Annotated in this window: 15 protein-coding genes; 6 read left to right on the top strand and 9 right to left on the bottom strand. The window is 62.8% G+C overall.

The annotated features are described in order from the left end of the window. Positions 1–20: 20 nt before the first annotated feature. Together J2X43_RS06555 and J2X43_RS06550 are read right to left on the bottom strand one after the other, a co-directional pair. The gene (locus tag J2X43_RS06555; protein ID WP_310292271.1) at positions 21–1,271 is read right to left on the bottom strand and encodes a class I SAM-dependent RNA methyltransferase; all 1,251 of its coding nucleotides are present in this window, start codon (positions 1,269–1,271) and stop codon (positions 21–23) included. Beyond that, the gene (locus tag J2X43_RS06550; RefSeq protein ID WP_310292270.1) at positions 1,268–2,017 is read right to left on the bottom strand and encodes a TlyA family RNA methyltransferase; all 750 of its coding nucleotides are present in this window, start codon (positions 2,015–2,017) and stop codon (positions 1,268–1,270) included. The genes J2X43_RS06555 and J2X43_RS06550 overlap by 4 nt, the downstream gene beginning before the upstream one ends. 127 nt (positions 2,018–2,144) lie before the next feature. Between J2X43_RS06550 and J2X43_RS06545 the strand changes: the two genes are divergently transcribed. Continuing rightward, a complete protein-coding gene (locus J2X43_RS06545; protein ID WP_405049578.1) occupies positions 2,145–3,146 on the top strand; it encodes a DUF4424 domain-containing protein in 1,002 nt (333 codons plus the stop codon). 214 nt (positions 3,147–3,360) lie between these two features. Next, the gene (locus J2X43_RS06540; RefSeq protein ID WP_310292266.1) at positions 3,361–5,304 is read left to right on the top strand and encodes a methyl-accepting chemotaxis protein; all 1,944 of its coding nucleotides are present in this window, start codon (positions 3,361–3,363) and stop codon (positions 5,302–5,304) included. A gap of 233 nt (positions 5,305–5,537) precedes the next feature. Here the strand turns inward: J2X43_RS06540 and dxs are convergent, their stop codons facing one another. Further along, positions 5,538–7,454 carry a 1-deoxy-D-xylulose-5-phosphate synthase gene (gene dxs, locus J2X43_RS06535; RefSeq protein WP_310292264.1) on the bottom strand — a complete coding sequence of 639 codons (1,917 nt, stop codon included), beginning with the start codon at positions 7,452–7,454 and terminating at the stop codon, positions 5,538–5,540. Positions 7,455–7,558: 104 nt separating this feature from the next. Further along, a complete protein-coding gene (locus tag J2X43_RS06530) occupies positions 7,559–8,482 on the bottom strand; it encodes a pirin family protein (protein ID WP_112537146.1) in 924 nt (307 codons plus the stop codon). A 108-nt stretch (positions 8,483–8,590) separates the two neighbouring features. Between J2X43_RS06530 and J2X43_RS06525 the strand changes: the two genes are divergently transcribed. Further along, entirely contained in the window at positions 8,591–8,881 is a 291-nt protein-coding gene (locus J2X43_RS06525; RefSeq protein ID WP_310292261.1) for a DUF6516 family protein, read from the top strand. Continuing rightward, complete coding sequence (locus J2X43_RS06520) at positions 8,878–9,228, top strand: hypothetical protein (protein ID WP_310292258.1); 351 nt, start codon at positions 8,878–8,880, stop codon at positions 9,226–9,228. Before J2X43_RS06525 ends, J2X43_RS06520 begins: the two co-directional genes overlap by 4 nt. Before the next feature lie 3 nt (positions 9,229–9,231). Here the strand turns inward: J2X43_RS06520 and J2X43_RS06515 are convergent, their stop codons facing one another. Further along, positions 9,232–9,483: an exodeoxyribonuclease VII small subunit gene (locus tag J2X43_RS06515; RefSeq protein ID WP_003545921.1), complete on the bottom strand. Its 252-nt coding sequence runs from the start codon at positions 9,481–9,483 to the stop codon at positions 9,232–9,234. Positions 9,484–9,485: 2 nt separating this feature from the next. Next, positions 9,486–10,421 carry a histone deacetylase family protein gene (locus J2X43_RS06510; protein ID WP_112537150.1) on the bottom strand — a complete coding sequence of 312 codons (936 nt, stop codon included), beginning with the start codon at positions 10,419–10,421 and terminating at the stop codon, positions 9,486–9,488. 160 nt (positions 10,422–10,581) lie between these two features. Between J2X43_RS06510 and J2X43_RS06505 the strand changes: the two genes are divergently transcribed. Then, positions 10,582–10,983 carry an acyl-CoA thioesterase gene (locus J2X43_RS06505; protein ID WP_310291952.1) on the top strand — a complete coding sequence of 134 codons (402 nt, stop codon included), beginning with the start codon at positions 10,582–10,584 and terminating at the stop codon, positions 10,981–10,983. On the opposite strand, the gene J2X43_RS06500 is transcribed toward J2X43_RS06505, so the two are convergent. The 3 genes from J2X43_RS06500 to J2X43_RS06490 are packed head-to-tail and all read right to left on the bottom strand — an operon-like array spanning position 10,980 to position 12,850. Continuing rightward, positions 10,980–11,543, bottom strand: coding sequence for a biotin transporter BioY (locus J2X43_RS06500; RefSeq protein ID WP_112445804.1), 564 nt, complete (start codon positions 11,541–11,543; stop codon positions 10,980–10,982). The genes J2X43_RS06505 and J2X43_RS06500 overlap by 4 nt on opposite strands. A gap of 24 nt (positions 11,544–11,567) precedes the next feature. Next, the gene (locus J2X43_RS06495) at positions 11,568–12,176 is read right to left on the bottom strand and encodes an energy-coupling factor transporter transmembrane protein EcfT (protein ID WP_310291945.1); all 609 of its coding nucleotides are present in this window, start codon (positions 12,174–12,176) and stop codon (positions 11,568–11,570) included. Continuing rightward, positions 12,176–12,850 (bottom strand): ABC transporter ATP-binding protein, encoded by a 675-nt coding sequence (locus J2X43_RS06490; RefSeq protein WP_310291942.1) that lies wholly within the window; start codon positions 12,848–12,850, stop codon positions 12,176–12,178. Before J2X43_RS06490 ends, J2X43_RS06495 begins: the two co-directional genes overlap by 1 nt. Positions 12,851–12,948: 98 nt before the next feature. Between J2X43_RS06490 and J2X43_RS06485 the strand changes: the two genes are divergently transcribed. After that, positions 12,949–14,139: a winged helix-turn-helix domain-containing protein gene (locus tag J2X43_RS06485; protein WP_310291939.1), complete on the top strand. Its 1,191-nt coding sequence runs from the start codon at positions 12,949–12,951 to the stop codon at positions 14,137–14,139. Positions 14,140–14,356: the final 217 nt, after the last annotated feature.

Raw genomic sequence — 14,356 nt, 5'->3', positions numbered from 1 at the left:
ACGGCCCGACCAGCCGCGGCCTACTTCTCCAGCGTCGCCACCACTTCCACATGCGCCGTCCAGAGGAACTGGTCGATCGGCGTGACGCTGGTGAGGCGATAGCCACCGGCGATGAGAATGGCGAGATCGCGCGCCAGTGTCAGCGGGTTGCAGCTGACGGCGACGACCTTCTTGACCGCGGAGCGCGCCAGCTCCTGGCTCTGGAATTCGGCGCCAGCGCGCGGCGGATCGAAGACCACAGCGTCGTAATGCTTGAATTCTGCCGTCATCAGCGGGCGGCGGAAGAGGTCGCGCTTTTCGATGCTGACGGGCTTCAGCCCCTGCGCCTTGCGTGCCGCCTGGTCGAGCGCGGCGAGAGCCTTGTCTTCGCCTTCCACGGCATGCACCCGGCCGATACGGGCAAGCCTCAGCGAGAAGGTGCCGGATCCGGCAAAAAGATCGGCGATGCGCTTGGCCTTGCCGACATGGGCGACGACCAGCTCAGCCATTGCGTCTTCCGCCGGCTTGGTCGCCTGCGTGAAGCCGCCTGATGGCGGCGAAACCTGGACGCCGCCGAAATCGACGACCGGCTTGGCAGGTTCGACCAGAATTTCACCATTCAGCGAAACGCGGGCGATGCCGCGCATCCCGAGCACGGTTTCCACCGCCTTGCGGCGCTGCTGGTCGGAAAGCTTCTTGATGCCGTCGACGGCAAGGTCGAGCCCGGACGCCGTCTCCAGCACGGAGATGCGGAAGGCTTCGGCATTGGCCGCCATGGAGGCGCCGATGGCCTTGATCGCCGGCAGCCGGGCCATGATCCCCGCCGACGAGATGGGACATTCCTCGATATCGACGATGTGGTGGCTTTCGGCCTGATTGAATCCAACAAGCATATCCTTCTCGGTCTTGCGCGCCGCAAACACCACGCGGCGGCGCTCGCCGGGATGGGCCGCAACCAGCTCGCCGACCTCGGCCTCGATGCCCTGCGATTTCAGCGCGTTGACCACCAGCTGCCGCTTGAAGGCGCGGTAGGGCGCATCCGCAAGATGCTGCAGCGTGCAGCCGCCGCAGGTGCCGTTGACGCCATCGGGGCCAAAGTGGCGGCAGGCAGGTTCCCGCCGCTCCGCCGACGCCTTGGCGATCGACATGATCGTGCCCTGTCTCTTCACGCGGGCGATCGCCACCTCTTCGCCGGGCAGCGCAAACGGCACATAGATCGGGCCGTCCTTGCCACTGGCAATGCCGTCGCCCTGTCCGCCGAGTTTCTGGATGGTGACTGTTTCGGTGCTCACGGCTTTGTTCCTGCGAGTAGATATTCCTGGTTGCCATCGCCGCCGGCAATGGGGGAGGCGATGAGCCCAAGGCTCTTCCAGCCCATCTCCTCTACGAACCAGCGTTCCAGCGAAGCCGCTACATCGGGCGCCGAAGCGGGATCCTTGAGCATGCCGCCCTTGCCGATCGCCTCGCGCCCGGCCTCGAATTGCGGCTTGACGAGCAGAACCGCGGTCGCACCGCTTTCGGCGATCTCAAGGGACGGCGCCACCGCCAGCCGCAGCGAGATGAACGACACGTCGGAGACGATGAAGGTCACGTCATGGCCGACATCGTCGGCTGTCAGGTTGCGGGCGTTGAAGCCTTCGATATTGGCGACACGCGGATCGGCGGCAATGCGCGGATGCATCTGCCCATGCCCGACATCGATCGCCGTCACATGGGCCGCACCGCGCTCCAGCAGCACCTCGGTGAAGCCGCCGGTCGAGGCGCCGATATCGAGACAGTGGTGTCCCGCGGGATCGAGAGAGAAATGGTCGAGCGCCGCCGTCAGCTTCAGGGCTGCGCGCGAGACATAATCCTGCGCCGGATCGTCGATTTCGATCGCGGCGTCGTCGCCAAAGAGCGCTCCGGCCTTGGTGACGACCTTGCCGCCCACCTTCACCGTTCCGCGGTTGACGGCATCGCGCGCCCGCGAGCGGCTGGCGAAAAGGCCGAGGCTGACGAGAAGCTGGTCGAGACGCTGTGTATTGTTCTGTTCGGACATGGGCTGTCCATGACTGGCAAAGCCCGCGCTTGCAAGCCTTTTGTTGCACGGCTGCCGTTGACGCCTCTTCGCGTTCGGCGATAATTCTGCCCTTGGTCATGGGGTAGGGGAGCGAAGCGGCATGGCAATTTCGAGAAGCTTGGCCATTCTTGCCGCCACAGCCTTTGCCGCCCCGGCGCTCGCCAACGATACGATGGCCGAGCTGAAGACCGGCGGCCTCACCTTTATCGAATCCCCCGATGTCAGCATGGAAAGCGAGGCGCTTTTCATCTCGGAGAAGGAGGTTCGCGTCGACTATGTCTTCGAAAACAGCGCCGACAAGGATGTCGAGACGCTCGTCGCCTTCCCGATGCCGGATCTTCCCGGCCATGTCGAAAGCGATATCGCCATTGCCAATTCCGGCAGCGACAACTTCCTCGATTTCATCGTGACGCAGGATGGCAAGCCGATCGCCCCGGCGCTGCAGCAGCGGGCGATCGCCGCCAGCATCGACGTGACGGACGACCTGAAAGCACGCAACATCCCGCCGCTTCCTTTTGCCGATGGCACCTATGCGGCGCTGGAAAAACTGCCCGATGATGTCAAGCAGGACTGGCTTTCCCGCGGTCTGCTCTACGACGATGTCTATGACAACGACGGCAACGGCATGAAACACCACATGACACCGCTCTGGACGCTGCGCTCGACCTATTGGTGGAAAACCGTCTTTCCGGCCAAGGCGAAGGTGACGGTTTCGCACCGCTACACGCCGAGCGTCGGCGGCACTGTGGCGATCAGCTTCCTGGAAGAAGGGGAGGCCAAGGGCGATCGCTATGCTGACTACATCAGGCGCTACTGCATGGACCAAGGCTTCGTTAAGGCCGCGCAGAAGCTCGCCAAGGGGCAGGAAAATGGCGGCCCGAACTACACCGAAAGCTGGATTTCCTACATCCTCAAGACCGGCGCCAACTGGAACGGCCCGATCAAGAACTTCAAGCTGATGCTGGACAAGGGCAAGGCCAAAAACCTCATCAGCTTCTGCGGCACCGGTGTGAAGAAGACCGGCCCCACCACTTTCGAGATGACGGCGACCGATTTCTGGCCAGAACAGGACCTCGATATTCTGATCCTCAATGCACCGGATGAATAGCACACCCAATATTTGTGCGGTGCAAACTTAAACAATTTTAAAGCCCCGCCCCATAGGTTCGGGACGATTGCAGCGGTTCGCTTGAATCGCTTTCGCCATGATGGCACGCATTTCCCTGCCCGCAGTTCATGTTCCTTCCGATTTTCCGTCTGCCGCCGCTGCCCATCGGCGGCCCGTCCTTTGCCGCGCCGATTATTTGCCAGGAGAATTACCGGTGTTCGCCAATATCTCACTCAAGGGGAAGCTCGCGGCGACGTTCGCAGCCCTCATCGTCATTTTCGTTGCCGTCTCGTCCTATGTTTATGTCAAGGCCGGCGCTTCATCCGCCGCCGCCGCCCAGCAGGAGAAATCCGAGCTGCTCGTCAACCAGATCGACGACGCGCTGCAGGCCATGCTCGAGCAGGCCGTCAATCTGCGCGGCTTCATTCTCTTCCGCTCCGACAGCACCTATGGCGATATTTTCGCCAACCGTGAGCGCATGCTGAAGGCGATCGCCTCGGCCAAGGAAAGTGCGGCAGACGAACCCGCCGTGCTCGACATGATCGACGGCATGCAGAAGGCTGCTGACCTCTATTTCCACGAGCTCGCCGAGCCGCAGGCCAAGGCCCGCAAGGAAACCGAAACCCCGATCGCCGACGTCGTCAAGATCGGCGTCAACGCCACCAAGGGCCAGCTCGACGGCTTCCGTCAGGCCTCCGCCAAAATCAAGGCCGCCGCCCGCGACAAGTCTGCTTTGCTCGCCGCCATTCAGGCCGATGCCGATAGCGATCTGAACAACACGCTGCTCTTCGGCGGCATCGGTGCCTCGCTGGCCGCCGCCGTTCTCGCATGGCTGCTGTCGCGCGCCATCGTTCAGCCGATCATCGGTATGACGGCTGCCATGGACCGCCTCGCAAGCGGCCACCACGACGTCGACGTTCCGGCCCTCGACCGCCGCGATGAAGTCGGTCGCATGGCCCAGTCGGTTCTGGTCTTCAAGGAAGCTGCCGCCGAAAAGCTGCGGCTATCAGGCGAAACCGACCGTATGCGCGGCGAAGCCGAACGCCAGCGCCTGCTCTCCGATGAGGACAAGGCCCGCGAAGCGGCCGAAATCCGTTCGGCGATCGAAGGTCTCGCAACAGGCCTCTCGAACCTCGCCAATGGCGATGTCGCGAGCCGCATCACCACGCCGTTCTCTCAACAGTTCGACGGCCTGCGCACCGACTTCAACAATGCCGCGGGCAAGCTGCAGGCAACGCTGCAGTCGGTCGGCCGCAACGCCTCGGCGATCAATGCCGGTGCCGGTGAAATCCGCTCGGCCGCCGACGATCTCGCCCGTCGCACAGAGCAGCAGGCCGCAGCCGTCGAAGAGACCGCCGCAGCCCTCGAAGAGGTCACGACCACTGTTCGCGACAGCGCCAAGCGCGCCGAAGATGTCGGCCATCTGGTCGAGCGAGCCCGTGTCGGCGCCGAGCGCTCCGGCGACGTCGTCCGCAAGGCCGTCACCGCCATGGAGCAGATCGAAAAGTCCTCGGGCGAGATCAGCAACATCATCGGCGTCATCGACGATATCGCCTTCCAGACCAACCTTCTGGCGCTGAATGCCGGTGTCGAAGCCGCGCGTGCCGGTGAAGCCGGCAAGGGCTTTGCGGTTGTCGCGCAGGAAGTGCGTGAGCTTGCCCAGCGCTCGGCGCAGGCTGCCAAGGAAATCAAGGCGCTGATCAACACGTCAGGGGAACAGGTCAATACCGGCGTTTCGCTGGTCGACCAGACTGGCAAGGCGCTGGCCGAAATCGTCAACGAGGTCCAGGAGATCAACCGCCACGTCGGCGCGATCGTCACCGCCACCCGCGAACAGTCGATCGGCCTGCAGGAGATCAACACTGCCGTCAACAACATGGACCAGGGCACGCAGCAGAACGCCGCCATGGTCGAGGAACAGACGGCCGCCAGCCATTCGCTGGCGCAGGAAGCCGCATCCCTCGACGCGCTCCTGCATCAGTTCAAGCTCGGTGCCGCCGCAGCCGTTGCCGTCGCCCCGCGCGCGGCAGTCGCCCAGCCGGCCTCCCGCCCGGTCGCCTCACCGGCCCGGGCTCTGAACAACCGCGTCGCCTCCGCATTCGGCGGCAGGACTGCAACGGCCGCTGCGGCCGTGCAGGAAGATTGGGAAGAGTTTTGAGACGAGCCTGATTGTCTGACACAGGGCCTCCGAGGGAAACTTCGGGGGCCTTTTTGTTTTTGGGCGTTTGCGAGTGTGGCCCTTAATCCCAGGTGCAACGAGTTGCACCTGAAACCTTGGGGCACCTTCTCCCCGAGGGGACAAGCGAGTGAGAACGAAAGGCCCGCTCCAAACTCGAGCTTCCCCTCTCCCTCGGGTAGGGTGAGGGGGCTCCGGGTCAGGCGTTTTGCGATTTACCCCGCAACCCCAACCGCAGCACTGCGACCGAGCGCCCGGAATACCGTCGAGACAATCCCGGCGCGATCCAGCCCTGCATGGGCATTCATCGCCTCGGGCTTCGCCTGCTCCATCCAGATGTCAGGCATCACCAGCGATCGCACCTTGAGCCCGTTGTCGAGCAGGCCTTCCATGGCCAGGAACTGCATCACGTGGCTGCCGAAGCCGCCGACGGAGCCTTCCTCGATGGTGATCAGGATTTCGTGGTGGGCGGCGAGCTGGCGGATCAGGTCGTGGTCGAGCGGCTTGGCAAAGCGCGCATCGGCAACGGTGGTCGAAAGACCGGCCGCATCGAGATCTTCGGCGGCGAGCAGGCTGTCCGCAAGACGCGTGCCAAAGGAGAGCAGCGCCACCTTGGTGCCTTCCTTGACGATCCGGCCCTTGCCGATCTGCAGGATTTCGCCGCGCACCGGCATTTCGATGCCGACACCTTCGCCGCGCGGATAGCGGAAGGAGATCGGGCCGGCATCATAGGCAGCGGCGGTGCGCACCATATGCTTCAGTTCCGCCTCATCGGCAGCCGCCATCACCACGAAGCCGGGAAGGGCTGCGAGGAAGGTCGTATCGAAGGAACCGGCATGCGTCGGCCCGTCGGCGCCGACGAAACCGGCGCGGTCGATCGGGAAGCGGACGGGCAGGCCCTGAATGGCGACGTCATGGACGACTTGGTCATAGGCGCGCTGCAGGAAAGTCGAATAGAGCGCGGCAAACGGCTTGTAGCCTTCGGCGGCGAGACCGGCGGCGAAGGTCACCGCGTGCTGCTCGGCGATGCCGACATCGAAACAGCGTGCCGGATAAAGGCTTGCCAGCTTGTCCAGGCCGGTGCCGTTCGGCATGGCGGCGGTGATGCCGACGATCTTGTCGTCGAGCTCGGCTTCCTGCGCCAGCGCTTCGGCGAAGACGCTCGTATAGCTCGGCGCATTCGGCTTCACCTTCGCCTGCGCGCCGGTGATGACGTCGAACTTGTTGACGCCGTGATACTTGTCGGCAGCAGCTTCGGCCGGCGGATAACCCTTGCCCTTCTGGGTCACGACATGGATGAGAACCGGACCTTCCGCATGGTCGCGCACATTGCGCAGAACCGGCAGCAGGTGCTCGAACGAGTGACCGTCGATCGGGCCGATATGGTAGAAGCCCATTTCCTCGAACATCGTCCCGCCGGTCACGTAGCCGCGGGCATGCTCGACGGCGCGGGTAATCGCGCGGTCGACCTTCTTGCCGAGATAGGCGGTCAGTTTCTTGCCGAAATCACGGAAGCCCATATAGGTGCGGCCGGAAGCGAGACGCGCCAGATAGGCGCTCATCGCGCCGGTCGGCGGGGCGATCGACATGTCGTTGTCGTTGAGGATAACGATCAGCCGGGCGTCCAGCGCACCGGCATTGTTCAGCGCCTCATAGGCCATGCCGGCCGACATCGCGCCGTCGCCGATCACGGCGATCACCCGCTTGTCGGTCTTGTCGAGCTCGGCGGCGACAGCCATGCCGAGACCTGCGGAGATCGAGGTCGAGGAATGGGCGGCGCCGAAGGGATCGTATTCGCTTTCGGCACGGCGCGTGAAGCCGGACAGGCCGTTTTCCTGGCGCAGCGTGCGGATACGGTCGCGGCGGCCGGTCAGGATCTTGTGCGGGTAACACTGGTGGCCGACGTCGAAGATCAGCCGGTCGTCAGGCGTGTTGAAAACGCTGTGGATGGCGATCGTCAGCTCGACGACGCCGAGGCCGGCACCCAGATGTCCGCCCGTTCGCGAGACAGCGTCGATCATCTCGTCGCGGACCTCGCGCGCAAGCTGCGGCAGCTCGCGATCATCGAGCTTGCGCAGGTCGGCGGGATAGGTGACCTGATCAAGCAGCGGTGTCTTCAGCGGGTTTGTCACGGGCGGGCGCTCTTTCTTGTCATTCTAGGCTTATGCTTATTCCGATTAAATTGCGGCAAAACAAGTGCGTTTCAAGAACCGCAACCCCGCCATTCTAGAGAAGTTCAGCCCTCAGGCAAAGGCACGAATTCCTCTTCATCCCCCGGAACGATGTCGAAACGGCCGGTGCGCCATTCTTCCTTGGCCTTCTCGATGCGCTCTTTCGAGGAGGAGACGAAATTCCACCATATGTAGCGCTTGGAATTCAGGGCCGCGCCCCCGAAGAGCATCAGGTGACAGCCCTCGCTTCCTGCCTCCAGCGTGATCGGATCGCCCGGCCGGAAAACCAGCAGCTGATCGGCTGCAAACCGGTCTCCCGCGATAACGACCTCGCCCGAGAGCACATAGACCGCACGCTCTTCATGGGCTGCAGCAAACGGAAACTTGGCGCCCGGCTGGATGTTGATGTCGGCATAGAGCGTATCGGAAAACACCTTGACCGGCGATTTCAGGCCCTCGAACGAACCGATGACGACACGGCCGCGAATGCCGGTATCCTCGATGAGCGGCATCTCGCTCTTTTCGGTATGGGCGAAGGCCGGATCGATCTCTTCCTTGTCGTCAGGCAGCGCCAGCCATGTCTGCAAACCGGACATCAGCAGCGGATGACCGCGCAGATTGTCGGGTGTGCGTTCCGAATGCACGATGCCGCGCCCCGCCGTCATCAGGTTGATATCGCCCGGGCGGATCACCTTTTCGGTACCGAGACTGTCGAGATGACGGATTTCGCCGTCGAAGAGATAAGTAACCGTCGAAAGCCCGATATGCGGATGCGGCTTCACATCCAGCGCCTCATCCGGCTTCAGGATCGCCGGTCCCATCCGGTCGAAGAAGATGAACGGCCCGACCAGCCGCCGCTGCCGCGTCGGCAGCGCACGCCGCACCTGGAAACCGCCGATATCGCTGGTGCGCGGAATGATCAGATTCTCGATCGCATCACAGGCGAAGGCGTCGCCGGGCAGGGGATCTTTACCGGGGAAGAAGGACATCTGTTCTCTCCAAACTGAGGCGCCAAGTTAGCCGCATAAGGCAGCGAGCGATAGCAAAAGTTCCTATGTCACTTGACGACATATGGCGCATGAAGACATAGTTCCTATATGAAAGCGGAACTCGTCATTCGTGAACGCATCGTTTTCGGTGACGGCGCGATAATTGAAATAAGGATCTGGCGTGTTCCGGTGCAGGTGCCGGGTTCGACGCACTGGCTGAAATACTCGCTTTTCTACGGAAGGCCCGGTTCGCGCCTGATAGGTTACGACAACGAGCGCGGAAAAGGCGACCATCGGCATTACGGCAATCGCGAGGAACGCTACACGTTTGTGTCGATCGAACAAATACTCGAAGATTTCGGAAGTGATGTCGAGAAGCTGAGAGGGGAACGGATATGAGCAAGGATATCGAACTGCATATCGGCGGCTCCTTTGCCGACACCGCGAAGCGCGTTGCCGATGCCTGGCACAGGGCAGAAGCGGGTGAAAGCGTAACGGAAGATCATCTGACCTTCGTCGGCTGGGATGCTTTTTCGCGCACCATGACGGCCAAGCGTCTTGAGCTGCTACGCCACCTGCACCGGCATCCGCAGACCAGCATCTCGGCGCTGGCGAAAAGCCTCAAGCGCGATTACCGGCGGGTGCACGAAGACGTCGAGATTCTTTCCGAAGCCGGTCTCATAGAGCGCGACGGCACTGGTTTGCGCGCTGGGTACGACGAAATCAGGACAGTCATCGCCCTCTAGCAATCAGGCCCCGTCGAGTGGCTCCACGCCCTGCGGCTTGCCGGCGCGGTCGAGGCGGATCTTCTCGATGCGGTTTTCGGCTGCGGAAAGCAGGGTCTCGCAATGCTTCTTCAGCGCTTCGCCGCGCTCGTAGATTTCGATCGATTCATCCAGCGCCACGTCGCCGCGTTCCAGGCGGGCAACAATGCTTTCGAGTTCGGCCACGGCCTTTTCGAAGGAAAGACCTGAAACTTCAGGCTTGGCGCTGTCAGTCATACTCAACCCTTCATCAATCGAAGCACATGCAGGCCTGCCGATTCGGCGAGGCCTTCGAGATCATATCCGCCTTCCAGCAGGCTGACGACCCGATTGGAGGCGCTTTTGTCGGCTATCTCCAGCAATCTTCCCGTCGCCCAGTCGAAATCCTCGCCGACCAGATTGATCTGCGCCAGCGGATCGCGGTGATGCGCGTCGAAGCCCGCAGAGATGATGATCAGGTCCGGCCGGAAGTCGTTGAGCGCCGGCAGCACGCGGGACTTGAAGGCTTCGCGAAAGTGGTCGCTGCCGACATTCGGCGAGAGCGGCGCATTGACGATCGTGCCGTGCTTGCCGGTTTCGTCCTTGGCGCCGGAGCCGGGATAGAGCGGCATCTGGTGCGTCGAGCAGAACAACACCGAGGGATCGTCCCAGAAGATGTCCTGCGTGCCGTTGCCGTGGTGCACGTCCCAGTCGACGATCGCGACACGTTCGGCGCCGTAACGCTTCTGCGCATGGCGGGCGGCAATCGCGGCATTGTTGAAGAAACAGAAGCCCATTGCCTTGCTCTTCTCGGCATGGTGGCCGGGTGGCCGCGCGGCCACGAAGACGTTGTCTGCCTTGCCGGTAAACACATCATCGATGGCAGCCATGGCGCCGCCGACGCCGGTCAGCACCGCCTGCAGGCTCTTCGAGCTGGCATAGGTGTCAGCTTCCAGCTGGTTGATCTCGCCTTCTTCCTCGGGAATCTGCCGCATGACGGCGATCAGGTGCTCTTCCGGATGGGCGAGCAGAACCGCGTCCTCGTTGGCCTGCGGTGCCTCCTTGCGGTCCAGCCGCTCGAAGTTCGGATGGCCGAGCGCGACGTTGATCGCGCGCATCCGGTCCGGCCGTTCGGGGTGGCCTTCAGGCGTGACATGCTCAAGAAAGATCGGGTGTTCGTAAAGGCGGGTGCTCATGGCGACACTCTTATCCTCTGGGCCTGTCATGATCCACAGCAGATGGTGCCGGGCATGGCTATTTCAACAGGTGTGCACCGTCGCGTGCCTATCATCGCAAGCGTTTACTTCATCTCTGGCGGCGCCTAGTGTCCGCGCGGGGCAGGGGGAAGACAATTCGATGGCAAAGCCGAAACGCAGCAATGTGGCGCAGATACGAATACCGTTCCGGGATGTGGACATGAACGGTCAGATGTTCCTCGCGTCCTATATTTCCCACGCCGAAGCGGTGCTTGCGGGCTTCTGGTCGATGCGGCCGGAGCTTGATGACGAACCACTCTATGTGGCCGCCAAAGTATCCTGCACGCTGCACCGCCCGCTTGCCTATGACGAGGAGGCGATCTTTACCGCGACCGTCGACAAGATCGGCCTTCGCTCCGTCGGCTTCATCATTTCCGTCGATGCCAAGGCAGACCGGGCCGCCGAAGTGGAGCTGACCTGGCAGGCGCGCGGGCGCGAAAGTGGCGAGCCGGTCGCGCTGCCGGAAGAGACGCGCGACTGGCTCTACAGTTTTCTCGATTAGGCGCGCACCGGCAGCAGCGGATAACCAACCATCACGGCGCGGCCGACCAGCGCTGCGACAAAGGCCTTGGCGACGTCACCCGGCACGAAGGCCATGGAGCCGACAAAGGCCTGCTCGAGGTTGACGCCGCTGACCAGTGCCAGATAGCCGATGCCGAAGGCATAGAGCACGACGATCCCGCCGATCATCGCCGACAGGAAGAAGCCGACCGTCTGCACGAGGCCGGATTGCTCGGCCTTGACCAGGCGCTCGCTGAGATAGCCGGTGGTGAAGGCGGCAAACAGCCAGCCGATCAGGAAGCCCGTCGTCGGCGCAGCAAAGGCGGCAAGTCCGCCGCGGCCACCGGAGAGAACCGGCAGGCCGATGGCGACGAGCACCCAGACGATCAGTACGGCAACCACGCCGCGGCGTGCGCCAAGCACGACGCCAGCCATCATCACGCCCATCGATTGCGCGGTGATCGGCACTGGAATGAAGCCGAGCGTGATCGGCGGCAGAATGCCGAGCGCCACGATGATCGCGGCAAAAAGGGCAGAGAGGACAAGGTCGCGGGTGCTCATTGCGGGCTCCGTGTTTACGATCGGTTAACTGACATGCCGCCGAATGCCGCGCGCGTCAATTGCCGCGGCAATGTTATCCGCATCTCTGAGCGTCAGGATGATCAGCGGCGCCAGCATCGTCACCGGACGGACCCTGATGCCGCGCGCCGCATGCGCTTCCTTGATCGCCTGATAGCGGCCTAGAATCTCCGGCACGAAACGCACGACGAGCCCGACCGCCAGCCCGACATCGTTGGCCTGCACCAGCCCCAACCGCTCGAGCGGGCGGGCAAGCAGCGTGATCTCGTCGATGAATTCGGCGATCGTCGTTGTCGCCGTCACGGCGGCGGCAAAGAACATCAGCGACGTCAGCCTGAGAAGCGCGACGACGGCGCCGTGCCAGGGATTGAAGGCAAGACTGAACAGCGCGACGATGCCGATCGTCAGCAGCACCGGCTTCAGCCGCTGCAGTGCCTGGGCAAAGGGAATGCCGAGCCGGAAATAGAGCATGGCACTTGCCAGCACGGCAAATGACAGCAGCGGAATATCGCGCGTGGTGAAAAGAATGATGCCGAGGATAGCCAGCACGAGCAGCTTGGCGCGCGCCGGCAGCCGGTGCATGAGGCTGTTACCCTCGACATAAAGCGATTGCATCAGCCGGCGATCTCCCGGTAGCGCCCGATCGCCTCTGCCGCCGGCGCGTCGGCGGCAAGTGCCCCCTCGTGGAAAACCAGCACGCGGCCGAAACCGGCAATCAGCTCCAGGTCATGGGTGATGACGACGGCATTCTCCGGCAGGCCCTCGATCAGCTGCTGCACCAGCGCCCGGTTCTTGAGATCCAGCTGGTTGGTCGGCTCGTCGAGGATCAGGATATCGGGGCCGGTGACGAGCACCGAGGCGAGCGCTGCGATCTGGAGTTCGCCGCCGGAAAGCTCGTGCGCCCGCCGGCTGCCGAGATGGGCCGCGTCGAAGCGCGCCAGGACGGCTTCGACCTTTGCCTCGATCTCGGATTTCGGCACGCCGCGGCTCTTCAGGCCGAAGGCGATATCATCCTTCACGATCGGCAGGATGATCTGGTTCTGCGGCTGCTGGAAGATGAAGCCGACATCGCCAAGCGCGCCGCGCTCATCGGCCGTGTCGCGGCCGTTGACGAGCACGCGTCCGGCCGTTGGCTTGGCAAGTCCGTTGATCAGCCGCGCGAAGGTCGTCTTGCCGGAGCCGTTCAGCCCGATCACGCCGATGCGGTTTTCGGCAAGCAGCAGGCTGAGTGGCTGCAGCGCCTGGCGCGCGCCGTAGCTGACCGCAGCGCCTTCGAAACGGATGTCCAAATTCAGTCCCTCATAGATCAGGCGCAAGCTTCTACAGCGACGGCGCGGAAAGTGCAAAAGCGGGTGGCTAGGAAGATTTTCCGGCATATGATGAGGCCATGACGAATCTGCTCTCGAATGCCGATGCCCGCCGCGTCTTCATTGCCAAGCAGGGGCTGAGCGCACCGCCGAACCGCGCCTTGACCAAGGACGGGCTCTTGCAGCTCATCCACGATCTCGGCTTCGTGCAGGTCGACAGCATCCAGACGGTCGAGCGCGCCCATCACCAGATCCTGTTCTCCCGCAACCAGACCTACCGGCGCGAACACCTGACCTCGCTTCTGGAAAAGGACGGCGCGCTGTTCGAACACTGGACGCATGACGCCTCGATCCTGCCGAGCGCCTTCTTCAAATACTGGAAACACAAGTTCGTCCATCAGGAGGAAGTGCTGGTCGAGCGCTGGCGCAAATGGCGTGGCGAGGGTTTTGAGGATGCCTTCGAGGAAACCTACGATCGCGTCGTCGCAAACGGGGCCATCCTCGCCCGCGATATCAAGGCGGATGGCCATGTCTCCGGCGGCTGGTGGAACTGGCATCCGAACAAGACGGCGCTCGAATATTTCTGGCACACCGGCAAGTTCGCCATTGCCGGGCGCTCGAACTTCCAGAAGATCTACGACCTCGTGGAAAGGGTCATCCCGGACGAGTTCCGCGAGCCCGAAGTCGATCGCGAAGAGTTCATCGACTGGGCCTGCCGCAGCGCGCTCTCCCGCCTCGGCTTTGCCACATCAGGCGAGATCGCCGCCTTCTGGAACCTGATTTCCCCCGAAGCCGCCAAAGCCTGGGTTGTCTCCCATCGCGACGAACTCACCGAAGTGATCATCGAACCGGCACTCGGCGGCAAACCGCGCCCATCCTGGGCGCTTGCGGAGTTCCCGGCCACGATAGACGGTTACCCGGATGCGCCGCCGCGCATCCGGGTGCTCAGCCCCTTCGACCCGATGATCCGCGACCGCAACCGCACCGAACGCCTCTTCGGCTTCTTCTACCGCATCGAGATCTTCGTTCCCGAGCCGAAGCGTGAATATGGCTACTACGTCTTCCCGCTGTTGGAAGGTGACAAGCTGATCGGCCGGATCGACATGAAGGCTGACAGGAAGAAGGGCACGCTGGATGTGAAGCGTTTGTGGCTGGAACCGGGTGTGCGGGCGTCCGCCGGACGTCTCGACAGGCTCGCTGCGGAGCTCGACCGCGTCGCCCGCTTTGCCGGCGTAGAGCGCGTGATCCTTGCCGATGGCTGGCTCGGGTAGTTGATGCCAGTCGTTTGAATTTTAAGCAGTTTTTTCGAAATTACCCGATGTTAATCTTGACGCCGGTTTACCATGCCCATGCCAAACTTGTTAAGCACCGTTCCCCTACGGTTGGCGCATGAAAACGCACCCCATCAGATACGCCGCATGGTTGGCTTGGAACGACCTGGGCCGCAGGGTTAGGGCTCTGATCCGCAACCGCCGCGACGCTCGTGCC

Origin of the sequence: Rhizobium sp. BE258 (assembly GCF_031457345.1) — a bacterium.
Classification (GTDB): domain Bacteria; phylum Pseudomonadota; class Alphaproteobacteria; order Rhizobiales; family Rhizobiaceae; genus Rhizobium.
This window is presented reverse-complemented; position numbering and strand designations above follow the sequence as displayed.